The sequence below is a fragment of the Streptomyces torulosus genome (assembly GCF_001419765.1).
GTDB lineage: Bacteria > Actinomycetota > Actinomycetes > Streptomycetales > Streptomycetaceae > Streptomyces > Streptomyces torulosus.
The window spans coordinates 1-22,814 of sequence record NZ_LIRK01000290.1 but is presented as its reverse complement, the minus strand read 5'-3'; the positions used below and the strand labels follow the sequence as shown (position 1 = coordinate 22,814).

Below are 22,814 nucleotides of genomic sequence, written 5' to 3'. Positions count from 1 at the left end.
AACCGGATCGGCAACGCGGCCACGCGCCGCGATGCCCGTGCCCTGTCCCGGGTGCGGCACTCCACCGCCTGGCTGTGGTGACGATGCCGGGCATCGTCCACCGAGTGGAGCCCACGATGTTCTGCATCCAGTGGAGATGCACGACATCGGGTGGAATCCACTCAGTGGACTCCACCCGATGGGATCCACCGAGTGGATTCCACTCCGGTGCGCCGGATGACGATGCACGCCACGTGGTGCGCACCGCGATGTCCGCCACCGCATCCGGCGGCGCACCACCCGACGATGCCCGGCACTCTCGCGCGCGCCCGGTGCGCCGCACCCGATGTCCCGCACCGCACCGGTGCGCCCATCGCCGACCGACCCCTTGACCAGGTGCGGCCGGTGGTGTGCGCTACCCCTTGACCAGGTCCGCAACCGAGGACGTTTCTCCTTGACACAGCCCCTTTCGGCTGGCGATCAGGTCGTGGTCAAGGGGGTGTGTGATAGGGGAGCCCGCCCAGCCGTGGGCGCCCGGTGCGGTGCGGCGATGCCGATGGAACGCACCACGATGGGCGATGCGGTGCGTCGCGCGGCGGTGGCGCGCATCGGGTGCGCCTACACGACGGTCAGGCGCACCGGGTGCGAGCCGGCCGGTGCGGGGTGGGCATCGAGGGCCTGGCCCACTCCGACGGCCTCCAGCTGGCGCAGAGTGTCGGCGACGTCCTCGTGGTCCTCGGTGAGGAACTGCGCGGCGAAGTCGATGACGGCGCCGGCGATGCCTTCCGCCGTGTCCTGCCCGGCCTGCGCCCAGGTCCGCAGCGAGGTCACGAAGACGCGTCCGAGGGCCTCCAGGGCGAAGGTGTCCGCGCACGGCTCGCCCGCCTCCGGGCCGGGCAGCGCGGTGACGGGGACGACGATCCGTTCGACGACGTCGACGAGCAGCTCGGGCATCCGCGGCTCGCCGCTGGCGAACTCGCGGGCGGCTTCGACGTCGTCGGCCTGGACGGCCCGGAGGTAGCTGAACGCGCTGATGGCCGCGTCCGGGGTCATCGGGGCGAGCGGCATGTTGGTACTGGGCATGATGGCTCCTCACGTACGGGGCGCCGCGCTGATCGCGGCGGCCTCATAAGCGATCTTCAGAGCAGATGCCTGTGGATAGATTCCGCGCACCGACGGCGAGCGGACTCGCCTGGCCGGCGCCTGCGACGTTGCTCGATAGTTGGCCTCTTTGATCGCTACTTGGCCAGTCATGTCCCGTGAGGCTAGCTCCGGCGACTTGTGGTCACGTACGGAGATCCCTGTGTGCCGCGCTACTCCGACGCCCTCCTCACCATCACGAACGCGTCTGACGCGGACCTGCGGTCGCGGCGGCCTCAGGCCCGCCCACGGGTTGTCATATCAACGTCCGTTAGGGTGTCGATGCGTCGTCGGCCGTGTGGTGCGTGCCGTGGGGGAGGCGTGCGTGTCCGTGTTCCTGTCGTCCCTCGGCTGAAGGCTCATGACGAAGAACCTGAAGATCTCCCTCGCACTGATCGCCGTGGTCGCGGCGATCGTTGCTGCGCTGCTGGCGGCCAACCGCACTCCGGATGCGTCTGCGGATGCGTCGGATTCCGGCGGGGGCAAAGCGGCTGATGCCTCGGTGCTGGTCCGCCCCGACAGCCACCGGCTGTCGACGGCGAAGGACGGCAAGGTGACGGTCGTTGAGTTCCTGGACCTCGAATGCGAGTCGTGCCGGGCGGCCTTCCCCTCGGTGGAGCGGCTGCGTGAGGAGTACGAGGGCCGGGTGACGTTCGTGATGCGGTACTTCCCGATCCCCAGCCACAAGAACGCGGAGCTGGCCGCCCGCGCGGTGGAGGCCGCCTCCAAGCAGGGCAAGCTGGAGGCGATGTACCGGAAGATGTACGAGACCCAGGAGAGCTGGGGGGATCAGCAGGTCTCGCACGAGAAGACCTTCCGCGGCTTTGCTGAGGAGCTGGGGCTGGACATGAAGAAGTTCGAGGCGGACTGGAAGGACCCGGCCACCGCGAAGCGGGTGGAGAAGGACCGCCAGGACGGCCTCAAGCTCGGGGTGCAGGGCACGCCGACGTTCTTCATCAACGGCCAGAGGCCGCAGATCCAGTCGGAGGCGGACTTCAAGGCCGCCATCGAGGCGGAACTGGCCAAGTGACCGCGACCACGACACCCAGCGCAGCTGCGGCCCCGGACGCGCGGCCCGCGGTGCCGGTGGGGCAGCGCCTGGTGGCGGCAGTGCTCACGATCGGCGGCGCGATCGGCTTCCTGGCCGCGTTCACGCTGACGGTGGAGAAGATCGCGCTGCTGAAGGACCCGTCCTACACCCCCTCGTGCAGCATCAACCCAGTCCTGAGCTGCGGGTCGGTGATGACCACGCCGCAGGCAGAGGTGTTCGGCTTCCCCAACCCGCTGCTGGGCATCGCCGGCTTCGCCGTCGTGACCGCGCTCGGGGTAGTGCTGCTGAGCGGGGTGACCCTGCCGCGCTGGATGTGGTGGGGCCTTGAGGCCGGGGGCGTCTTCGGGGTGGTGTTCGTCCACTGGCTGATCTTCCAGAGCCTGTACCGGATCGACGCTCTGTGCCCGTACTGCATGGTGGTGTGGACGGTGATGATCCCCGTCTTCTGGTACACCACCGTGCACACCCTCACCCGCGGGCACCTTCCCTTGCCGGACCGCGTGCGCCGTGCGGCCGACGCGGTGGCCAGCTACCACGGCGTGGTCCTCACCGCCTGGTACCTGATCATCGTGGGGCTGATCCTTCAGCGGTTCTGGCTGTACTGGACCACCCTCGTCTGACCTGCCCACCGCTGACCACTCTGATCGGAAGAACACTGCTGTGAAACGCCTCCTGCAGATGGCCCTGCTTCTCCTCAGCGGTCTGAGCCTGCTGCACGCGTCGCTCTTCACCGACATCTTCCTGCGGTACGTCAAACCGGGCATGCGCCCCCTGCTGATCGCATCGGGGGTACTCCTGCTCCTGCTCGCGGCGGCGGAAGCCTGGTCGCTGCGCAGGACCGGCAAGGCCCACGAGCCGGGCGAGGAACATCAGCACGACGACGGAGGAGATCACTGTCACGATCACTCCGGTGTCCCCCGCGTCGCGTGGCTGCTGTTCCTCCCCGCGCTGAGCCTGCTGTTCTTCGCTCCGCCGAGCCTGGGCGCCTACACCGCCGCCCGCCAGGCACCCCCCAAAACCATCGCCCAGCAGGACGAGTTCGATCCGCTGCCTTCTCTCTCGCCGCTGCCGATGACCCTGAGCGACTTCACCCGCCGCATCCAGCAGGACCGCAGGCAGGCCATCAAGGAACGCAAGGTCCAGATGACCGGCTTCGTCACCCCCGCCGAGCGGGGCGAGGGCTGGTACCTGACCCGCCTCATGATCAACTGCTGTGCTGCGGACGTGCAGTCCGTCAAGGTACGGATCCACAAGGCCAAGGACCTGCCCGCCGACACCTGGGTGACCGTGGTGGGGACCTGGCACGAAGGCGGAACGCTCGGGACGAGCTCCGCCCCGGTCGCGCTCGACGCCCGCACGGTGAGGAAGGCCGACAAACCCGCCAACGCGTACATGGACGCCCTTCCCCTGCCGTTGCCCGCCGCCGATGCCGCCCCGGTACGGAAGGAAGGCTGAGCCGTGGAGATCGCTGCGGGGCTTGATTCCACCGTGCTGACCGGGTCGCTGCTGCTGGCCATCCCGATCGCCGCTCTGGCCGGGCTGGTGTCCTTCTTCTCCCCGTGTGTGCTGCCGCTGGTGCCCGGCTACCTGTCCTACGTCACCGGTATCACCGGGGCCGACTTGGCCGACGCCCGGCGCGGCCGCATCCTGGCCGGCACCGTGCTGTTCCTGGCCGGGTTCACGGCCGTGTTCGTGTCCTTCGGCGCCGCGTTCGGCTACGCCGGCAACACCCTGCTGGAACACCAGGACATCCTCATCCGCGTGCTGGGCGCCGTGACCATCGTGATGGGCCTGTCCTTCATGGGCGCGCTGCCCGGGATCCGCCGTGAGTGGCGGCTGCACCACCGTCCGGCCGCCGGGCTGGCCGGGGCGCCCCTGCTCGGCGTGCTGTTCGGGCTGGGCTGGACACCGTGTATCGGCCCGACCCTGGCCGCGGTGCAGGCCCTGGCGTTCAGCGAGGCCGGCGCCTCACGCGGCGCGGCAGTGACCGTGGCCTACTGTGCCGGGCTGGGCATCCCGTTCATGGCTGCCGGGCTCGCCTTCCGCAAGGCCATGGGGTTCTTCGCCTGGGTCAAGGCCCACTATCAGTGGGTGATGCGCATCGGCGGCACCATGATGATTGCCACCGGCCTGCTGATGGTCACCGGCATCTGGAGCCACCTGATCAGCCAGATGCAGTCCTGGACCGCCGGCTACACCATCGGCATCTGACCCCGCCCCTGCCCGGGCACTGAACGACCAAGTAAAGGAATGAGACGTGGACGTGAGCGAGGAGCAGGACGACTCCTGCGACCTGCTGTGCCTGGACCTGCCGGTGGCCGAGGCCATCCGCAGCCGTATGCCTGCCCTGCCCGGACTTGAGACGGCCGCCGCGGCCGCCAAGGCCCTGGCCGATCCCACCCGCCTGAAGGTAGCCGCGGCCCTGGCTGAAGGCGGCGAGCTGTGCGTGTGCGACCTGGCCTGGGTCATCGGCCAGGCCCAGAACCTCGTCTCCCACCACCTGCGCCAGCTGCGCCAGGCCGGCCTGGCCGCCTCACGCCGGCAGGGACGGCTGGTGATGTACACGCTCACCGACCGCGGCCGCGCCCTGACCCACGCCGTCCTCGACCCCACCCCGACCGCCAGCCCCGCCACGAATCGGACCTGACACCCGCCATGCGCCGCACCCGCGCTCTCCGCCTGTCCGCCACCGCCCTCGTCGCCGCGGCCCTCCTGGCCGGCTGCGGCACCTCCGGCACCCACCACGAAGCCGCCGACAAGCCCGCCGCGATCTCCGCCGAGAGCGACTCCCCCTACCGCGGCACCGCAGTAGACCCCGGCTTCGCCAAACCGGACCTGGTGCTGACCGGCACCACCGGCAAGCCCTACGACCTACGGGAGAAGACCGCCGGGAAGACCACGCTGGTCTTCTTCGGCTACACCAACTGCCCCGACGTGTGCCCCACCACCATGGGCGACATCTCCGCCGCACTGGCCCAGCAGCCCCAGAGCGTGCGGGACAACGTCCAGGTCGTCTTCGTCACCACCGACCCCGAACGTGACACCCCCAAGAGCCTGCGCACGTGGCTCACCGCCTTCGGTGAGAACTTCACCGGCCTGTCCGGCGACCTGGCCAAGGTCAAGAAGGCCGCGCTCAGTGTCGGCATCTCGGTGGAGGACCCCAAGAAGCACCACAACGGCACCGTCACCTCCGACCACGGCACCCAGGTCATCGCCTTCACCCCGAAGGACAACCAGGGCCGGGTCGTGTACACCCACGGCACCACGGTCGACGACTTCGCCCACGACCTGCCGCTGCTGGTCAAGAACACCCGCTGACGCCCCAGCATGCGCAACACCGAGCTGCACCAGAGGCGGGCCTCACACCACAACTCGGGAGTACAGGATTCCCTGAATTCAGGATCTCTTGTATCGTCGTGGTGTGCTGACTGTTGCTCCCGACATCGAGGTGCTGGCCCGCTTCGGCCGCGCGCTCGCCGATCCGATCCGCTGCCGCATCCTGCTTGCCCTGCGTGAGGCCCCCGCCTACCCGGCCGACCTCGCCGACGCCCTCGGGATCTCCCGTACCCGGCTGTCGAACCACCTGGCATGCCTGCGCGACTGCGGCCTGGTCGTCACCGTCCCCGACGGCCGCCGCACCCGCTACGAACTCGCCGACGAACGCCTCGGCCACGCCCTGGACGACCTGCGCACCGCCGTGGTTGGCCGTGGAGACCGACCGTACGTGCGCCGACGCTGAGACGAAGGGCTGCTGCTGACCATGGCCGCCGAGATATCGATATCCCTCGGACCGTCCCCGGCCCGCCGCGAAGCACTCGCCAAGCGCGTACGCCTGCTGGTCGCCGCGACCATCACCTACAACGTGATCGAGGCGATCGTCGCCCTCACCGCCGGCACGATCGCCTCCTCCACCGCCCTGATCGGCTTCGGCCTCGACTCGATCATCGAGGTCTCCTCCGCCGCCGCCGTTGCCTGGCAGTTCTCCGCCCGCGACCACGCCGTGCGGGAAGCACGCGAGCAGCGCACCCTGCGGATCATCGCGGTCTCCTTCTTCGCCCTCGCCGCGTACGTCGCCTTCGACGCCGTCCGCGCGCTCACCGGCACCGGTGAGGCCGAACGCTCCATCCCCGGCATCGTCATCGCCGCCCTGTCCCTGGCGATCATGCCGTTCCTCTCCTACGCCCAGCGCAAGGCCGGGCGCGAACTCGGCTCCGCCTCCGCGGTCGCCGACTCCAAGCAGACGCTGCTGTGCACCTACCTGTCCGCCGTGCTGCTGGTCGGCCTGGTCCTCAATGCCACGCTCGGCTGGTCCTGGGCCGACCCGATCGCCGCCCTCGTGATCGCCGCCATCGCGGTGAAGGAGGGCCGCGACGCCTGGCAGGGCAAGGGCTGCTGCGCCCCCACCGCCGCAGCGGTGCCGTCCACCGGGGCCGAGGCGGACGCGTGCGGCAGCTGCGGTCCGGGGTGTGCCTGCTGCACGCCCGCATCCGGGACGAAGCGGTGAGCGGCTGGGCCTGGACGGCACTCGCCCTCTACCTGGGATGGGCGGGATTCGCCTTCGGCGTCCGCGCCGCCGTGCAGTACCGCCGCACCGGCGACGCGGGCTTCCGCGGCATCTCCGGCCGCCTCGGCGAAGCCTCCTGGTGGGCCGGGGTGCTGTTCGTGACCGCCCTACTCGGCGGCACCGCCGCTCCCGTGGCCGCCCTCGCCGGACTGCCCACCGCCGCCGTCCCCGCCGTGCAGTGGACCGGACTGATGGTCACGCTGGCGGGGATGACGGCCACCCTGGCAGCGCAGACGAACATGGGGACCTCCTGGCGTGTGGGTGTGGATGCGGGGGAACGCACCACGCTCGTCACCGGCGGCCTGTTCGTGTACGTCCGCAACCCCGTCTTCACCGCCATGACCGTCACCGCTGCCGGCCTGGCGCTGATGGTCCCGAACTGGGTCTCCCTCCTCGCCCTGACCTGCCTGGTCGCCGCCATCCAGCTCCAGGTCCGCGTCGTGGAGGAGCCCTACCTCAAGGCCGTGCACGGCGCCGCCTACACGGCCTACACCACCCGCACCGGCCGCTTCCTCCCCAGAAGCGGCCGACTCACCGCCTAACCGGACCGCTGCAACTGACCTCCCGCACGACAAGGCCCCGGCATCGAATGACGTCGGAGCCTTCAGCCGTTTTCGTCCTCGGCGTCCTCGACAGCGTCGGGGTCCCGCAGGGGACGCAGGCCCCCGCCGGGACCGCTGGCCTTGAGCGGGCAGAGCCTCTGCCCAGGTGCGGTGCCAGGACCAGTGCCTGGCCGTACTGGAGCACCGATCGCTTCAGCGGTGGCGCCGATTGTGCTTGCGTACTCCGGTGACGAGCACCCCGACGGCGAAGAGCAGGACGAGGATGAAGATGGCGATACCCAGGACGTCCTGGAGACCACTGGCCAGGCCGCTGTAGCCCACGTCGACTCCGACAATCACAGAGCACACACCTGCAACAAGAGCCGTCCAGCCCAGCCAGCCGGCGACCCGGCCACTGGTGAGGATCGCAGTCCCGAAGAGCGCGAGGGTCAGCCCGAGCAGGATGCGGAAGTAGCTCTGGAGTCCCCATTCCAGCCAGCGCACGGTCTCGGCGTTGGCAAAGCGGATCGTCTTCTCCGCGCCGGACGCGCTGACCCATGAGTCCACCGCCTGCTTCAACCCCACGCCGTCCAGCCCCTGCAGGACAGCCCAGATCGCGGCGGTCGCAACGGCTGCTGCGGCCGCGAGCTGCGCAAGCAGGGAAGACCCGTTGGCACCGCGCAGAACGCGGTACAGCACGAGCAGGCCGCTCAGCGTCACCAGGACGGCAATGAACTGGCCAAGATGAACGGCGATCCAGGTGCCGCTGTCGGCGTACTTGGTGAAGATCTCAGGGTGGTTGTCTTCCTCGCCAGAGGGATGAAGCGTTGCGGTCAAGATGACATTGAGAAGGAAGCCCCCGACCATGAGCCCGCCGGCGATCGTCAGCGTGCGGCTTCGCGAGCTGGCTGTATCCACCCCTTGGCCAACGCGCATGTCCGGACCCATGAGCAGATCCCATCCTCTCGATGTCACCGACCGACATACTTGAGGGTCACCAGATGCAGCCGCTCTCCCAGGACACGCAGCGCCGCCTCACCCAAACGAAGTCTGATCGCGGCCGATTGCGCGAGCGCACGGGGTCACGCCCGTACCAGACAAGCGGATCCAGTCGAGGACCGCATTCCGTGATTGTCGGCGCTGAAGCCGGGATGCTCTTGCCAGACGCCCGGATGAGGGTTCTGCAGCGGGGCACGGGCGGCGGGGGATGAGGCTCTGCTGCATGTTGTCCCGACTGCGGCCGGGCAGGGATTCGTCGTTGTTCTGAGCGGCCTTCCCGGACCGCAGGTCACATCATCCGCCGGGTGCGGCGCGATCCACGTGAGCCTCCTCTCCGCCTCATGGAGAACTGCGCCGTGCACGCGTCTTGCATGGGTCAGAGAAGTGGGCGCAGTCCGTCCAGGGTGACGTCGACGAGGCGGGTCACAGCGGCTTTGGAGGTCAGGCCGGCGGCGGCGTTAAGGGCGTGGAGACAGTACTGCGCGAGCTCGGCGGGTGGGACGTCTGCCCGCAGGTCGCCTGCTTGCGCGCCTTCGGCGATGAGGTCTTCCACGATGCCCGTCAGGTGTCGTTCAGCGTGGGTGATGTGCTCGCCCTGGTGGAGAAGGGCGGCGAGTTCGCCGCCGTGGCGCTGCCGGGCGATGGCCGCGTACGAGCGCAGGACGGCTTCGAGGCGCTGGACGGCTGTCCCTGCGCGGTCGCGGACTTCCGCCAGGTGCTGGAGGTGTCCGGTGATCTGGCGTTCGTGCCAGGCGAGGAGGACCGCGTCGACGTCGGAGAAGTACTTGTAGAGCGTCGCGCGCCCGATGCCGGTCCGCTCCGCGACCTGTGACATGGTCACCGACCGCAGGCCGCCCGCCTCTACCAGCTGGGCGGTGGCGTCCAGGATGGCCTCGCGCACGGCGTGACGGTGGGCGTCGATCGTCTCGTTCCACAGCTTGGGCACCCCCCAAGGATACGGATGTCCAGGGGTGGATACACTTCGCCGCGAGAGAGACACTGTGTCTCGCAAAGAGGTACGGGGCTGGGGCGGTGACGCTCCGGATCAAATTTTGTGGAGGACGCGATGGCCGGCTCACCGCCTCGTTCGGATGCCGATGACGACAACGGGGCACCGCGGTGGGTGAAGGTGTCCGCGGCGGTCGCGGTCGTCCTGGCCGTGGTGTTCGTGATCGTGCACCTGGCCGGCGGCGGGATGCACGGGCACACGCCGTGAGACCGTTCCCGCCGCGGCTGCGCAAGCTGACACTCACCCTCCATGTCGCCGCCTCGGTCGGCTGGCTGGGGGCCGTCGCCGCCTTCCTGGCGCTGGCCGTCGCCGGGCTGTCCAGCAGCTCGCCCCAGACGGTGCAGGGCTCCTATGTGTCGATGGAACTGGTGGGGTGGTCCGTGATCGTTCCCCTCAGCATCGCCTCGCTCCTGACTGGCGTTCTCCAGTCGCTGGGAACCGTCTGGGGGCTGCTGCGCTACTACTGGGTGATCGCGAAACTGCTGATCACGGTGCTGGCCACGCTGCTTCTACTGGTGCACATGCAGCCGGTCGGACACCTCGCCGACGCGGCGGCTCGGGCCACACTGGCGGGCGGCGAGCTGGAAGGCATGCGCATCCAGCTGGTCGCCGACGCGGCCGCCGCCCTGCTGGTGCTGCTCACCGCGGCCGCCCTGTCGGTCTTCAAGCCGCGAGGCGTGACCCGCTACGGTCGCCGCCGCCAGCGCGAGCAGAACCTCCTACCGCACTGAACCTCTCTCCCGAGCCGGTCGTCGCTGGACATCGCCAGATGAACCGCTGCGACGCAAAGGCGCCCGGGCGCACCCGCAGAGGGTGCACCCGGGCGCGCGCCTGAGTGTGAGAGGTCAGTGGTAGGCGTGGACGACAGCGTGGCCCTTGCCCCGGCCGATCATCCACTTGTTGACCGGGGTCGTGATCACGAAGGCGACGGCGAAGCCTCCGAGCAGCGCGGTCCAGAACAGGGCGTCGGACAGGTGAGCGTCCATCGCGCCGCTGAGGGCGATGACGCCGTTGTCGACGAGCTCCATGATCGCGATGGAGACGGTGTCCGCGGCCAGCGCCACCTTGACGGCGCTCCTGAAGTCCAGGCCCGCCCGGCGGAGGGCGAACAGGGTGAAGGAGTAGCCGAAAACGAACGCCAGGGTGATCGCCAGGACCATGGTGGGCACGTTCCCCCGCAGCAGGGCGGTGCCGATGACCATGCCGAGGATCTCCCCGATCGCGCATCCGGTCAGGCAGTGCAGCGTCGCCTTCGCCGCCGTTGCCCAGGACGCGCCGCCATGCCCACCGTGCGCCTGGTGTGCGGCGTGGCCGTGAGCGGTACCGGTGTGGTGTGCGGTGTGGTCCATGACCGTCATCCCCATTCCCGTCCAGTGTGGCCCGTCCCCTTGTCCCACCCTTTCAACGATATACCCCTAGGGGGTATTCCTGTGAAGCGGTGGGACGTGACGAGCAGTGGGGGTGTGCGGGCCCGCGCCGGCGTTCGACACCCCCACTGCTGGAGTGGTCAGCTCTTGCCGAGGAGGTTGTTCATCTGGGTGATCTCGGCGGTCTGCGAGGTGATGATGGCGTCGGCCATCTTCTTGGCGTCGGGGAAGGTGCCGTCGGTCTTCTCGGTCTCGGCCATCGCCACCGCGCCTTCGTGATGCTTGATCATCATCTCCATGAAGGCGGTGTCGAACGCCTTGCCGGACGCCTTCTTGGAAGCCGGCTACAAACGCATCGACGTGCGCTACCGGGAACGTGCCGACGGCGCCACCCTCACCTACACCACCGAAGAACCCGCCCTGGTCGACGCCCTGCACGCCTGGTTCGAAGCACAGCTCAGCGACCACGGCGACCACGCCGAATCCGGCCACTGACCTACGGTGCGAGCACCGCGGAAGACCCTCAGGCGCACACCTCACGATCGGAGTGGATGACTTGAACGAGCCGTACGAACTGGGCGTGGGCGTACCCACCGTCGAGGTCTTCCGCCGCCTGCGCACCGACGCCGGCCTTTCGGACAAAGCTCCAGAAGCGGTCGCGCTCGCCCTGCCCAACACCTGGTACGGCGTGGTCGTTCACCACGAAGGGGAGCCCATCGGCATGGGGCGGATTATCGGGGACGGCGGTACGGCGTTCCAGATCGTCGACGTCTGCGTCCACCCCGCGCACCAGGGCCGCGGCCTCGGCAAGCGCATCTTGGCCGCCCTCACCGAGGAACTGGAGCGTCGGGCGCCCGCCACCGCCTACGTCTCCCTGATCGCCGACGGCCCCGCCCGCTTCCTCTACGAGAAGTACGGCTTCGCAGATACCGCCGCGCACAACTCGATCGGCATGTACCGCGTGCTGGGCGCAGGTTCCGGGTTCAGAGGATCACGAGGGGGCCGATAGGCGGGACATGATGTGGGCGAACACCGCGTCCACCGAGACCTCCGGCAGAACCAGTTCACATAGTCCACACTTTCCTGAATTCAGGATTCTCTGTACTGTCAGGGGTGTGCTGACTGTCGCCTCCGACATCGACGTGCTGGCCCGCTTCGGCCGCGCGCTCGCCGATCCCATCCGCTGCCGGATCCTGCTCGCACTCGTTCAGCGGGCGTCGGGCCGGTGCTCGGTGATCCATCGGGCGGCGAGCAGGCCCGAGGCGGCGGTGAGGACCGCGGCGGCGACGACAGTGGCGTTCAGGCCGAGCCAGTCGGCGAGCACACCGGCAACGAGCGCTCCGGCGGCGTAGCCGATGTCACGCCAGAACCGGTACGTGCCCAGCGCGTTGGCCCGCCAGGCCGGGTGGGCGTGGTCGGAGATGGACGCGATGAGGGCCGGGTAGACCATGGCCGTGCCGAGACCGAGGAAGACCGCGGAGATGATGCCCGCGAGCAGGGGCCGGTCGAGTAGTACGAGAGCGAGGACGAAGCCGACGGACTGGACGAGCATGCCGTAGACGATCAGCGGCTTGCGGCCGATGCGGTCGGCGAGGTGACCGGTGGGGATCTGCCCGAGCCCCCACAGGATCGGATAGAGACCCTTGATGAGGCCGACCGCGGCAAGTCCCAGGCCGTGGTCGGTGAACAGCAGGGGGAAGACGCCCCAGGTCAGGCCGTCGTTGAGGTTGTTGATCAGACCGGCCTGGCTGGCGCCGCGCAGGGATCGGTCGCGCCAGGAGGTCCGGGTGAACGTGGCCTTCAGGCCGGTGTCCTCGCCGGTGGGAAGCGGCTTGGTGTGGTTGGCCAGTTCGAGCGCGACGTGGGCAGCGGTGTCGCGGACGACCAGCGCCAGCGCGAGGCCTGCGACGACGAAGATGACGCCGATGAGTTCGGGGACAGGACGCAGGCCGTAGCTGGTGGCGAGGTAGCCGGTTAGCAGGGCGGTGACGCCGACCGCGGTGTAGCCGGCGGCCTCGTTCAGCCCGGTGGCGAGCCCGCGGCGCGAGGGACCGACGAGATCGATCTTCATGTTGACCGTCATCGACCAGGTCAGGCCCTGGTTCAGGCCCAACAGCACATTAGCGGCGACGATCCAGCCCCAGGACGGCGCGTAGGCCAGAGCGAAGGGGACGGGAATGCCGAGGACCCAGCCGGCCACCAGCAGTTGCTTGCGGCGGAAGCGGGCGGTCAGGGCGCCGGCGGCGAGGTTGGTGAACGCCTTGGTGAGGCCGAAGGCGATGATGAAGGAGAAGACGGCCAGGTCGCTGGTGAGTCCGAAGGTGTCGGAGCCGATGAGCGGGACGGTGGTGCGCTCGAGGCCGACCAGGCCGCCGACGCAGATGTTGACGATGACCAGCAGGGTGAACTGCAGCCGGTTCTCCCGCAGGCCGAGCCGTACGGGCCGGCCGCGTGCGTCGGTCGTCGGGGTGGGGTGTGTGGTGCTCACGAGGTGGTGTCCCCGGTTCCCTGGATGAGCTGCTGGCCGTGGGCTTCGGCGTACTCGGCGGCTCCGCCGTCGAGCACGGCAATGTCGGTGTGGCCGGCACGTTCCAGGACGCTGGCCGCGGTCATGCCGCGCTCGCCGTGGGCGCAGGCCACGACCGCGCCCTCGGGGGCGTCGACGGCGGCTGCGGCGAGGGAACCGAGTTCGATGTTCAGGGCGCCGGGGACGTGCCCGGCGGCGAACTCCGCGTCCTGGCGGACATCGACGTAGGGGCGGCCCTCGGCATGGCTGGGGGTGAGGAAGGCGGTGGTGGTCTGCGGGTTGCCGTCGGCGGTCCAGGCCGCCATGCCGCCCGCGAGCCGTCCGGCCAGACGCTCGTAGCCGATCTTGTACGACTGCCACACGATCTCGGCGAGGTCCTGTCCGCCGCCGGTGACGAAGACGACCGGGTCGGTGTCCGGCAGCAGCCAGCCGAGCCAGGTGGCGAACTGGCCGCGCAGGGGGATGGACAGGGAGCCGGGGATGTGGCCGGCCGCGTAGTCGGCCGCCGGGCGGACGTCGACGACCTGGGCGCCGTCGGCGAGCAGCGCCTTGACCTGTCCGGCGTCGAGCGCGGGCAGCAGCGGGGCGGCACTCAGGACGGCGGGGCCGCGCCGGTTGGCTTCGCCGAGGCGGTCGAAGTAGTCGGGGTAGCTGCCCAGGCCGGCCACCAGCTGCTTGACGAAGGCGTCCTCGTCCGCGGCGGCGAGCAGGGGGTTGGTCTGCTTCTGCGTGCCGATGGTGGAGGTGCGCTCGTTTCCGCGTACGGCGGAGCAGAAGGAGCCGGCGCCGTGGGTGGGCCAGACGGCGGTGGCGTCGGGCAGGGTGATCAGGCGCTTCAGCGAGCGGTACTGGGCGCGGGCGAGTTTCTCGGTGCGATCCGCGCCGAGGAGATCGGTGCGGGCGGCGGAGTTCACGATCATCGAGCCGCCGGTGAACACCCCGAGTTCCCGGCCGCCGTCGTGGAGGAGGAAGGAGAGGTGCTCGTCGGTGTGGCCGGGAGTGGCCAGGGCCCGCAGCGTCAGGCCGCCGAGATCGACCTCGTCGCCGTCTGCGAGGCCCCGGTGACCGAAGGCCCGCCGCCCGGCGGCGGAGGCGAGGATTTCCGCTCCGTCGTCGTGGGCGAGCTGGACGGCGCCGGAGAGGAAGTCGGCGTGCAGGTGGGTGTCGGCGGCGAACGCGACGGTGAGACCGCGCCGCGCGGCCGCTGCCTTCAGGGCCCGCAGGTCGCGGCTGGCGTCCACCGCGAGCGCGCGGCCGTCGCCGAGATCGACGAGGTAGGCACTGTTGCCCAGCCCCTGGTCGACCAGCGGTATGAGGTGGTCGTCGGCGAAGCCCATCCTGCGTCCTTCCAACGGAACAACCTGGCGGCAGCCATTGCCGCCAGCCTTCAGTTACAATAATCCATAGATTATTGGAGGAAGCAATGCGGGATGCCACCTCAAGCGGCGCCAAAGCCGCCCTCTACGACGCCTTCGCGACCAGCGGCAAAGCACTGGCCAGCGGAAAGCGCCTGGAACTGCTGGATCTGCTGGCCCAGGGAGAGCGCACCGTCGACGCGCTCGCGAAGGCCGCCGGGCTGAACCTGACCACCGCCTCCGCGCACCTCCAGACGCTCAAGCAGGCCGGGTTCGTCGCGACCCGCCGGGAAGGCGTGCGCATCCACTACCGGCTCGCCGGTGACGATGTGGCCCAGCTGTTCGCGCTGCTGCGCAAGGTCGCCGAAGCCCACCAGGCCGCCGTGCCCGCCGCCCGCGACGCCTACCTCGGCGAGGACACCACCGGCGAGATGAGCCACGAGGAACTGCGCGCCCGCGTGGCGGCCGGCGATGTCGTCGTGCTGGACGTCCGGCCGGTGGAGGAGTACCTCGCCGGACACATCCCCGGCGCCCTCTCCATCCCGGTCAACGAGCTGGCCGACCGGATCAACGAACTGCCCGAGAACCTGGAGATCGTCGTCTACTGCCGCGGCGAGTACTGCGTCCTGGCCTACGACGCCGTACGGCTTCTCACCGACCTCGGCCGCCGCGCGATCCGGCTCAACGACGGCATGCTGGAGTGGCGCCTGTCGGAGCTGCCCGTCGACGCCTCGGACCTGACGTGACCGCCCCAGGCGGCAACCTCCCCCTGCATCCGGGACTGGCCGGCGGGCCGGTCTACCTGGACTACAACGCCACCACTCCGATCGACCCACGCGTCACCGAGGCCATGTGGCCGTACCTGACGGACTTCTTCGGCAACCCCTCCAGCAGCCACCCGTACGCCGACACCCCCCGCCGGGCGCTCGCCGAGGCCCGCGCCCAGGTCGCCGGTCTGATCGGCGCCGGACCCGGCGAAATCGTGTTCACCGGCTCGGGATCCGAAGCCGACCTGCTCGCCCTGCGCGGCGCGGTCCTGGCCTCCGGCCACCCGCACCCGCATGTGATCACCCAGGCAACCGAGCACCCTGCCGTCCTGGAGACCTGCCGGGCCCTTGAGCGGCTGCACGGCGCGCGGCTGACCATGCTGCCGGTCGACCCTGAAGGGCTCATCAAGCCGACCGCTCTGGCCACAGCCTTGACCGAGGACACGGTGCTGGTGTCGGTGATGGCGGCGAACAACGAGACCGGCGTCCTCCAGCCGATCGCGGAACTCGCCGCGCTCGCCCATGAGCGCAGGGCGCTGTTCCACTGCGACGCCGCCCAGGCCGCCGGAAAGATTCCCCTCGATGTCGGTGAGCTGGGCGTGAACCTGCTCACGGTGGTGGGCCACAAGATGTACGCGCCGAAAGGCGCGGCCGCCCTGTACGTGCGTGACGGGGTTCGGCTGGAGCCGGTCGTCTACGGCGGCGGGCAGGAGCGCGGCCTGCGTGCGGGTACGGAGAACGTCGCCCTGGCCGTCGCGCTCGGCACCGCCGCACAACTCGCGGCCGCTGAGCTCGCCGACGACGCCCCGGCCCGCATCGCGGCCCTGCGCGACCACCTCCACCAACGGCTCACCGACAGCCTGCCCGGCCGTGTGCACCTCAACGGCCCGGAGAAGAACCGCCTGCCGAACACCCTGAACGTCAGCATCGACGGTGTCCTCGGGCATCAGCTCCTCGCCGCCGCACCCGAGCTCGCGGCCTCGACCGGCTCGGCCTGCCACAGCGGCACCCACACCCCTTCCCCCGTGCTCACCGCCATGGGCCTCAAGCGGGACCGCGCGCTCGGCGCGCTGCGGTTGTCCCTGGGCCGCTGGACCACGGCCGGCGATATCGAGACGGCGGCAGCGGCCCTCACCCGGGCGGCTGCCGCGCTGTGACCGGGCCCACCGGCCCGGAGTCAGAAGAATCGACGAGCAGCAGGAGAGGCATGACCGAGAACACCGCGCACGGACTGTCCACCCGCAGCGTCCACGCCGGCGAACGCCGCGACCCTGAAGGGGCCATCCACACCCCGCTCTACAACCACTCCACCTTCGCGTTCGACACCACCGCCGCCCTCCTCGACGTCGTCGAAGGCCGCAAGTCCGGGAACCTCTACACCCGCTACGGCCTCAACCCCACCATCCGTTCCACCGAGGCCAAGCTCGCCGACCTCGAAGGCGCCGAGCAGGCCCTGGCGTTCTCCTCCGGCATGGCCGCCGAAGCCGCGACGTTCCTCGCGCACTGCCGCACCGGCGACCACATCGTGTGTATCGGCGAGGTCTACGGCGGCACCTTCGAGCTCCTCGGCGACAACCTGCCGCAGGTCGGCATCACCACCACGTTCCTGCGCGCCGCCGAGGTCGACCGGCTGCCCGAGGTGCTGACCGGCCGGACCCGGATCGTGTTCTTCGAGACCCCGGCCAACCCCACCCTGACCGTCTTCGACATCGCCGCCATCGCCGAACAGGCCCGCACGGTCGGCGCGCTGACGGTGGTGGACAACACCTTCGCCACCCCCGTCAACCAGAACCCCCTCCAGCACGGCGCGGACCTGGTCGTGCACTCCGCGACCAAGTACCTCGGCGGCCACTCCGACCTGACCGCCGGCGTCCTGACCGGCCCCGCCGAACACCTCGCCCCGGTGGCAGGGTGGCGCAAGAACCTCGGCCAGGTCATCGCCCCCGAGACCGCCTTCCTCCTCGCCCGCTCCATCCGCTCCCTGCCCGTCCGGGTCCGCGCGCAGAACGACACCGCCGCCGCGGTCGCCGCCTTCCTCGCCACGCACCCGCGCGTGGCCCGCGTCCACTACCCGGGGCTGGCCACCGGCGAGCAGAAGCGCATCGTGGACGCGCAGATGCGCGGCGGGGGCGGCATGCTCAGCGCCGTCCTGGACGCGGACGCCGACCAGACCGCCGCCGTGGTGGACCGGCTGCGGCTGTTCGCCATCGCGCCCAGCCTCGGCGGAGTCGAGTCCCTGGTCACCCAGCCCATCACCACCACCCACCATGGCCTGGACCCGGCCGAGCGCACCAAGCGCGGCATCGCCGACAGCATGGTCCGCCTGTCCGTCGGCCTCGAAGACGCCGACGACCTGATCGCCGACCTCGCCCAAGCCCTCGACACCGCCTGACAGCCCTCTTCCTTCCGCCCACCGGACCCGTACGAGGACCCGGTGGGTGCCCCGTACGACCTCTGCACCTGCACGAAAGGCCTCCATTTCCGTGACCGGCTTCCCCCTCCACGACGAGGCCACCGCACCCGCCGAGGCCCTCCCGCACCTCGCCGCGGCCCGCGAACGCATGGGTTTCCTCACCACCCTCAACGCCGTCATGGCCGAATCCCCGCAACTCCTGGCTGGCTACACCGCCCTGGCCCAGCAGTTCGCCGCTTCCTCCCTGCCGAAGCCCGCGCAGCAGGTCGTCCTGCTCACCGCGAGCGTCGCCAACGCCTGCCCGCACTGCGTTGCCGCGCACTCCACCCTCGCCCTGCGCGCCGGTCTCACCCCGGACGACGTCAACGCCCTACGCGACGCCACCACGTTGCAGGACCCGTCACTGGAAGCCGTACGCCGCCTCACCCAGGCCATCGTCGACAAGCGCGGCTGGGCCGACGAGCAGGACATCGCCGGCTTCCTCGCCGCCGGACACACCCACCGCCAGATCCTGGACATCGTCCTGGGCGTCGGCATGAAGACCCTGTCCAACTACACCAACCACCTCACCCACACACCCGTCGACCCGGCGTGGCACGACCAGCAGTGGACACCGCCAGCAACCACAACCCCCTGACGCACCCACTGCCAACCGCCGCACGCAGGAAGAGACATGACCAGCACCGCACCCGCCGTCCCCGCCTCCATACCCGACGCCGCCCAAGCGCAGCGCCGCATCCTGCGCGTCTTGGTCGCGTCCCAGGTCCTCAGCGGCGCCGTGTCTCGCCGCCGGCGTCACCGTCGGCGCCCTCCTCGCGCAGGACATGCTCGGCTCCACCAGCCTCGCCGGACTGCCCAGCGCCCTGTTCACCGCCGGCTCCGCCCTCGCCGCCGTCACCGTCGGCCGCATCTCCCAAGCCCGCGGCCGCCGCCCCGGCCTCGCCACCGGCTACCTCACCGGCGCCATCGGCTCCGCCGGCGTCATCACCGCCGCCGTACTCGACAACCCCGTCCTGCTGTTCATCGCCCTGTTCGTCTACGGAGCCGGCACCGCCACCAACCTCCAGGCCCGCTACGCCGGAGCCGACCTCGCCGCACCCGGCCACCGCGCCCGCGCCGTCTCCACCGTCCTGGTCGCCACCACCCTCGGCGGCGTCGCAGGCTCCAACCTCGCCGCCCCCGCCGGCACCCTCGCCGAACACCTCGGCATCCCCCACCTCGCCGGCCTCTTCGTCATCTCCGGCGCCGCCTACGCCCTGGCCGCACTCGTCCTCGCCCTCTGGCTGCGCCCCGACCCGCTACTCCTGGCCCGCGCCGTCGCCCAGGCCAAGGAAGCCGACGCCGCGACCAACCCGACCGCCCCCGATACCGCCGACACGCACGAGGGTCGCAGCGGCGTGGTCCTCGGCGCGCTGGTCATGATCCTCACCCAGCTCGTCATGGTCGCGATCATGACGATGACGCCGGTCCACATGCACGACCACGGCCACTCCACCGCCGCCTCCGGCCTCGTCATCGGCATCCACATCGGCGCCATGTACCTGCCCTCCCCGCTCACCGGCTGGCTCGTCGACCGCTACGGGCGCATGAAGATCGCCGCCACCTCCGGCATCACCCTCCTGGCCGCCGGGATCCTCGCCGCCGCAGCCCCCGGCGACTCCGTCGCCCTCCTCGCGCTCGCCCTGGCCCTGCTGGGACTGGGCTGGAACTTCGGCCTCGTCTCCGGCACAGCGATCATCACCGACACCGTGCCGCTCGCCACCCGAGCCAAGACACAAGGACTGGTCGACGTCTCCATCGCCCTCGCCGGTGCCACCGGCGGCATCACCTCGGGCATCATGGTCGCCGCCACCAGCTACCCCACCCTCGCCCTCACCGGCGGAGCCCTCTCCCTCGCCCTGCTGCCCGCCGTCGCCGCCACCGCCTACCGCCGATGAACCCCACGAACCCCGAAACCCCCGCGCCCGACATCACCGTCGACGGCACCGGCCTGCTCTGCGTCACCCTCCTGCTGCGCCTGCGCAAAGAGATCGACGGCGCCAAGCCGGACACCGTCGTCCACGTCATCGCCACCGACCCCGCCGCCCCGCTCGACCTGCCCGCCTGGTGCCACATGACTGGCCACCACTACCTCGGCCCCGTCCCCGACGACGAACGGCCGGTGTACGCACTGCGGATCGCCGCCAGCGCACGCCCCACCCGATCCGGCGCCCCCTGGCATGCGGACAACCCCGACGGTTAACCGCCTCTCCCCTTGCCACCTACACAGCGACACATTCCTCAGCCCAGCGACAGCCGGCGCAGTCCTTTGCCAACAAAGCTGCGTCGTCACACTGATCACGATGCTGTCACGACGGAGGGGTTCTTCAAGACCGGCGTCACACGGAGCCCGAATTCCACACCTGTACGAGGTGAATGGCGGGATAGGCCCGCCCCACCCTTCAGGAGCGCCCTGTGGCGAGCACCGCAGACGAGCCCGAACAGCCCCTTGACCGGGGGGAGCAGCCCCCCTCCGTGGACCCCTCCATCACCCCCTCCGCGCCCCGTCATCACGGGCCGGACGTTTTTGCAGGTCACCCCCGGCGGACAGGGGGGCGGCGCAGGTCCGACAACCCTCTTGCCTCAAGGCGTCCTACTCACAGGAAGAACTCGACGGGGCCCAGGCGAAGGGAGCTGCTGCAGGCGCTTGGGATCTTCCAGAGGGCGACGCCAGATCAGTTGTGGAAGCTGACCCGGCCGGACAACCAGCACGACAAGCTCGTACGGGACACCCTTCTGGATCTTCAGGACCACCACCTGGTGAGGATCGAGTTGGTACGGGAGGACCAGCGGCAGGTGTGGGTGCTGACCAAGCGCGGACACAGCGAGGCGAAGAAGCTGCTGGAGCCGAAGGGCATACGGGTCTCGGCGCTGCGTGAGGAGAAGTACGACCCGGACACCGGGGAACTGCTTGGCGCCAGCTACGACGACCACGCCGCGGCGGTCACTACGACGGCCGCCGAACTCCACCGTGCCGGGATCGGGCACCGGCTCGGCTTCGCCACCGAGATTCCGCACCGGCTCGCGGACGGGTACGTCCAGCGGGCAGACCTGGTGGTGCGGGCGCCAGCGGCCGGTGTGCCGGTGATGCTGCTGGAGATCGACCGCCGTACCGAGGACGCGCACGACCTGGTGTCCAAGGTGCGCCGGTACTGGGAGTGGGGCCGGCTGTTGGCACCGGACGCGGACAAGCACACCGTGAACCTGGTCCGCTCTCAGCCGGGCGCGATCGAGGATGTCGGCCACGAGAAGCGGCTGTGGCGGCGGGTCTATCCGCAGACCGGCCGGGAGGGCCTGGTGCCACTCGCGTTCGTGTTCGCCGACACCACCGAGGCGAAGGTCGACAACACCGTGAAGGTCCTCGAGGCAGCCGGCCGCCGTTTCTGGGCGCCGCGCCGGTACGAGACCTACTACCGCGAGGCGATCACGGCGAAGGACTACAGCCAGGCCGTGCCGGTCGTCTTCACCACCCTGGAGCAGCTGATGGAGCACGGCGCGGACGCGGCGGTGTGGCGGCGCCTGGGGCGCAAGGACGAACAGACCCTGACCGACGCGCTCAACAACCCCGACGGCGACGCTCTCTACCGCCGTCAGTACGCCCGCGCCGAAGCGGAGGACGAGCGCCGCCGTGCCGCTGAGCGAGAGGCGCAGCGCCCCGTGTGCAAGCGGTGCGGGCAGAAGTTCACCGACCAGCGCTGGGAGGAGACCACCGCACACCGAACGGCCTGGAACGCCGGGGACCTGTCGGTGTGCGGCACCTGCCACGCCGACGACGTCGCCCGCGAGGAAGCCGCAGCCGAAGCCGCCCGTCTCCAGGCTGCCGCACCGCCGGAGCCGGAAGACGACGGCCAGGAGCCGGGCAAGCCCCGCCGCAGCCTGTTCCGCCGGCGGACCTGACCCGGGCAAGCCAAAGGCGCTCCTGGGCAAGCCACCCTCCAACGGGGGCTTGCCCAGGCCGCACCCTCGGCGCTGGGCTGGAGACCGCGCGCCGAGACCCGGCCCGATGCGAAGGAGGAACAGGTGAGCACCTTCGAGACGGGACAGACGGTCGTACGGCGCGACGTACACGGCTCAGGCCGGGTGTGGAGCGAGCATGCGCTGCGCGTCGTCGCCGACACCAGCGAGGCCCTGGTGGCCGCCTGCCCGCCAGGAGCTGAGACGCGCTGGCCGGCCCTGTACGTCAAGGCCCGCGATGATGGCGACCGATCGGTACGCACGGAGGCGTTCGACGCGATGGCGACCGGCGTGTGGGAGCTCGCGGACGCCGTGTGGCAGGAGACCGAGCTGCTGCTGTGGAAGCCGCCGACGGCATGGTTCAGCGTCAACGCCTTCTACACCAGCGGCGGGCTGCGGAACTGGTACGTGAACTTCGAGCACCCCACCCGCCGTACGACGGACGGGTTCGACACCTTCGACCTCACCGTGGACCTGGTCGTCGACCCCGACCTGACCAGCTGGGAGTGGAAGGACGAAGACGAGTACGCGCACGTGCGGCGGCTCGGCATCGTCACCGACACCGAGCACCAGGCCGTGGACGCCGCCCGCGACCAGGTCATTGCCATGCTCACCGAGCACTCCGGCCCGTTCGCCGACGCCGCCTCGTGGATGTCCTGGCGGTGGAACCCGGCCTGGCCCGCCCCCCGACTGCCGCGCCCGATGCAGGGCAGGAAGGGGGTTGCACCGACGGGCGGCTGAACCGTTGTCTGGACGGTTGCCCCCAGCGGGGGACCAAAGCACTGCGGCCCGCCCTGGACCTGGTCGTGCGCGCACTGGCGAGCAGCTCCAGATCGTGGGCACCGGATCGCAGGGCGACACCGTGACCAGCCCGCTGGCCCGCCGCTTCACCTCATAAGGCCCGGTGTTGCGCTAGGTGTTGCGGTAGAGGTTGCGCCCAAGTGTTGCGCTGAGTGTTGCGGTAGATGTTGCGCCGGCCTCCACAGCGCCCCGGAGTCTGCCCAGGTCACCACGTGCGTACGGCGTGGTCGGGCTGCTGACATCCCCGTTGCGACCCCCTTCGACCATGCCCTGGCTGGAGTTGAGGATGAGGGAGGGCGGGCTGGGC

General features: G+C 70.1%; 25 protein-coding genes and 4 pseudogenes. 22 read left to right on the top strand and 7 right to left on the bottom strand.

Annotated elements, in window-relative coordinates; all coding sequences use genetic code 11:
• Positions 1-597 precede the first annotated feature (597 nt).
• Positions 598-1,062, bottom strand: a complete 465-nt coding sequence (locus AOK23_RS20780; protein WP_055714193.1) for a hypothetical protein — start codon at positions 1,060-1,062, stop codon at positions 598-600.
• A gap of 418 nt (positions 1,063-1,480) precedes the next feature.
• Between AOK23_RS20780 and AOK23_RS20775 the strand changes: the two genes are divergently transcribed.
• The 9 genes and pseudogenes from AOK23_RS20775 (at position 1,481) to AOK23_RS20735 (ending at position 7,276) form a co-directional block, all read left to right on the top strand.
• Complete coding sequence (locus AOK23_RS20775) at positions 1,481-2,149, top strand: DsbA family protein (protein WP_055714192.1); 669 nt, start codon at positions 1,481-1,483, stop codon at positions 2,147-2,149.
• Positions 2,146-2,790, top strand: a complete 645-nt coding sequence (locus AOK23_RS20770) for a vitamin K epoxide reductase family protein (protein WP_055714191.1) — start codon at positions 2,146-2,148, stop codon at positions 2,788-2,790. The genes AOK23_RS20775 and AOK23_RS20770 overlap by 4 nt, the downstream gene beginning before the upstream one ends.
• Before the next feature lie 40 nt (positions 2,791-2,830).
• Positions 2,831-3,625 carry a TIGR03943 family putative permease subunit gene (locus tag AOK23_RS20765; RefSeq protein WP_055714190.1) on the top strand — a complete coding sequence of 265 codons (795 nt, stop codon included), beginning with the start codon at positions 2,831-2,833 and terminating at the stop codon, positions 3,623-3,625.
• Positions 3,626-3,628: 3 nt separating this feature from the next.
• Positions 3,629-4,381, top strand: a complete 753-nt coding sequence (locus AOK23_RS20760; protein ID WP_055714189.1) for a cytochrome c biogenesis CcdA family protein — start codon at positions 3,629-3,631, stop codon at positions 4,379-4,381.
• 46 nt (positions 4,382-4,427) lie between these two features.
• Positions 4,428-4,817 (top strand): ArsR/SmtB family transcription factor, encoded by a 390-nt coding sequence (locus tag AOK23_RS20755; RefSeq protein WP_240496475.1) that lies wholly within the window; start codon positions 4,428-4,430, stop codon positions 4,815-4,817.
• Positions 4,818-4,825: 8 nt separating this feature from the next.
• Entirely contained in the window at positions 4,826-5,488 is a 663-nt protein-coding gene (locus AOK23_RS20750) for an SCO family protein (RefSeq protein ID WP_055714188.1), read from the top strand.
• A 103-nt stretch (positions 5,489-5,591) separates the two neighbouring features.
• A pseudogene (locus tag AOK23_RS20745) lies at positions 5,592-5,928 on the top strand (ArsR/SmtB family transcription factor).
• Between the two features lie 2 nt (positions 5,929-5,930).
• Entirely contained in the window at positions 5,931-6,674 is a 744-nt protein-coding gene (locus AOK23_RS20740) for a cation efflux transmembrane domain-containing protein (protein WP_055714187.1), read from the top strand.
• Positions 6,614-7,276, top strand: a complete 663-nt coding sequence (locus AOK23_RS20735; protein ID WP_240496474.1) for a methyltransferase family protein — start codon at positions 6,614-6,616, stop codon at positions 7,274-7,276. The genes AOK23_RS20740 and AOK23_RS20735 overlap by 61 nt, the downstream gene beginning before the upstream one ends.
• 213 nt (positions 7,277-7,489) lie before the next feature.
• Here the strand turns inward: AOK23_RS20735 and AOK23_RS20730 are convergent, their stop codons facing one another.
• Both AOK23_RS20730 and AOK23_RS20725 read right to left on the bottom strand, forming a co-directional pair.
• Positions 7,490-8,224, bottom strand: coding sequence for a hypothetical protein (locus tag AOK23_RS20730; RefSeq protein ID WP_055714186.1), 735 nt, complete (start codon positions 8,222-8,224; stop codon positions 7,490-7,492).
• 427 nt (positions 8,225-8,651) lie between these two features.
• Positions 8,652-9,221, bottom strand: a complete 570-nt coding sequence (locus tag AOK23_RS20725; RefSeq protein WP_055714185.1) for a TetR/AcrR family transcriptional regulator — start codon at positions 9,219-9,221, stop codon at positions 8,652-8,654.
• A gap of 120 nt (positions 9,222-9,341) precedes the next feature.
• On the opposite strand from AOK23_RS20725, the gene AOK23_RS47955 reads away from it, so the two are divergent.
• Both AOK23_RS47955 and AOK23_RS20720 read left to right on the top strand, forming a co-directional pair.
• Entirely contained in the window at positions 9,342-9,491 is a 150-nt protein-coding gene (locus tag AOK23_RS47955; protein WP_157878101.1) for a hypothetical protein, read from the top strand.
• The gene (locus AOK23_RS20720) at positions 9,488-10,015 is read left to right on the top strand and encodes a hypothetical protein (RefSeq protein ID WP_055714184.1); all 528 of its coding nucleotides are present in this window, start codon (positions 9,488-9,490) and stop codon (positions 10,013-10,015) included. The genes AOK23_RS47955 and AOK23_RS20720 overlap by 4 nt, the downstream gene beginning before the upstream one ends.
• A gap of 114 nt (positions 10,016-10,129) precedes the next feature.
• On the opposite strand, the gene AOK23_RS20715 is transcribed toward AOK23_RS20720, so the two are convergent.
• Together AOK23_RS20715 and AOK23_RS45250 are read right to left on the bottom strand one after the other, a co-directional pair.
• On the bottom strand, positions 10,130-10,633 hold the full coding sequence (locus tag AOK23_RS20715) for a DUF4396 domain-containing protein (RefSeq protein ID WP_055714194.1): 504 nt from the start codon (positions 10,631-10,633) through the stop codon (positions 10,130-10,132).
• A 158-nt stretch (positions 10,634-10,791) separates the two neighbouring features.
• Positions 10,792-10,986 (bottom strand): annotated as a pseudogene (locus AOK23_RS45250) (DUF305 domain-containing protein); the annotation flags it as partial.
• Here AOK23_RS45250 and AOK23_RS20710 point away from each other — a divergent pair.
• The 3 genes and pseudogenes from AOK23_RS20710 to AOK23_RS45245 all read left to right on the top strand — a co-directional run.
• Positions 10,949-11,146 carry a hypothetical protein gene (locus AOK23_RS20710; RefSeq protein WP_055714183.1) on the top strand — a complete coding sequence of 66 codons (198 nt, stop codon included), beginning with the start codon at positions 10,949-10,951 and terminating at the stop codon, positions 11,144-11,146. The pseudogene AOK23_RS45250 and the gene AOK23_RS20710 sit on opposite strands and share 38 nt — an antisense overlap.
• 52 nt (positions 11,147-11,198) lie before the next feature.
• Positions 11,199-11,660 carry a GNAT family N-acetyltransferase gene (locus AOK23_RS20705; RefSeq protein ID WP_055714182.1) on the top strand — a complete coding sequence of 154 codons (462 nt, stop codon included), beginning with the start codon at positions 11,199-11,201 and terminating at the stop codon, positions 11,658-11,660.
• A 106-nt stretch (positions 11,661-11,766) separates the two neighbouring features.
• Positions 11,767-11,862: pseudogene (locus AOK23_RS45245) on the top strand (transcriptional regulator); the annotation flags it as partial.
• Here the strand turns inward: AOK23_RS45245 and AOK23_RS20700 are convergent.
• Together AOK23_RS20700 and AOK23_RS20695 are read right to left on the bottom strand one after the other, a co-directional pair.
• The gene (locus tag AOK23_RS20700; protein WP_055714181.1) at positions 11,859-13,139 is read right to left on the bottom strand and encodes an MFS transporter; all 1,281 of its coding nucleotides are present in this window, start codon (positions 13,137-13,139) and stop codon (positions 11,859-11,861) included. The pseudogene AOK23_RS45245 and the gene AOK23_RS20700 sit on opposite strands and share 4 nt — an antisense overlap.
• Complete coding sequence (locus tag AOK23_RS20695; RefSeq protein WP_055714180.1) at positions 13,136-14,515, bottom strand: MBL fold metallo-hydrolase; 1,380 nt, start codon at positions 14,513-14,515, stop codon at positions 13,136-13,138. The genes AOK23_RS20700 and AOK23_RS20695 overlap by 4 nt, the downstream gene beginning before the upstream one ends.
• Positions 14,516-14,601: 86 nt before the next feature.
• On the opposite strand from AOK23_RS20695, the gene AOK23_RS20690 reads away from it, so the two are divergent.
• The 8 genes and pseudogenes from AOK23_RS20690 (at position 14,602) to AOK23_RS20655 (ending at position 22,447) form a co-directional block, all read left to right on the top strand.
• The gene (locus tag AOK23_RS20690; protein WP_055714179.1) at positions 14,602-15,279 is read left to right on the top strand and encodes an ArsR/SmtB family transcription factor; all 678 of its coding nucleotides are present in this window, start codon (positions 14,602-14,604) and stop codon (positions 15,277-15,279) included.
• Positions 15,276-16,457: a cysteine desulfurase family protein gene (locus AOK23_RS20685; RefSeq protein ID WP_055714178.1), complete on the top strand. Its 1,182-nt coding sequence runs from the start codon at positions 15,276-15,278 to the stop codon at positions 16,455-16,457. Before AOK23_RS20690 ends, AOK23_RS20685 begins: the two co-directional genes overlap by 4 nt.
• A gap of 50 nt (positions 16,458-16,507) precedes the next feature.
• Entirely contained in the window at positions 16,508-17,692 is a 1,185-nt protein-coding gene (locus AOK23_RS20680; protein ID WP_055714177.1) for a trans-sulfuration enzyme family protein, read from the top strand.
• A gap of 91 nt (positions 17,693-17,783) precedes the next feature.
• Positions 17,784-18,350 carry a carboxymuconolactone decarboxylase family protein gene (locus AOK23_RS20675; RefSeq protein ID WP_055714176.1) on the top strand — a complete coding sequence of 189 codons (567 nt, stop codon included), beginning with the start codon at positions 17,784-17,786 and terminating at the stop codon, positions 18,348-18,350.
• Positions 18,351-18,386: 36 nt separating this feature from the next.
• A pseudogene (locus AOK23_RS20670) lies at positions 18,387-19,650 on the top strand (MFS transporter).
• Entirely contained in the window at positions 19,647-19,955 is a 309-nt protein-coding gene (locus AOK23_RS20665) for a sulfurtransferase TusA family protein (protein ID WP_055714175.1), read from the top strand. Before AOK23_RS20670 ends, AOK23_RS20665 begins: the two are co-directional and overlap by 4 nt.
• 476 nt (positions 19,956-20,431) lie before the next feature.
• Positions 20,432-21,649 (top strand): hypothetical protein, encoded by a 1,218-nt coding sequence (locus AOK23_RS20660; RefSeq protein WP_055714174.1) that lies wholly within the window; start codon positions 20,432-20,434, stop codon positions 21,647-21,649.
• Positions 21,650-21,772: 123 nt separating this feature from the next.
• Positions 21,773-22,447 (top strand): ribonuclease FAU-1 family protein, encoded by a 675-nt coding sequence (locus AOK23_RS20655; protein WP_079049587.1) that lies wholly within the window; start codon positions 21,773-21,775, stop codon positions 22,445-22,447.
• Positions 22,448-22,814 lie beyond the last annotated feature (367 nt).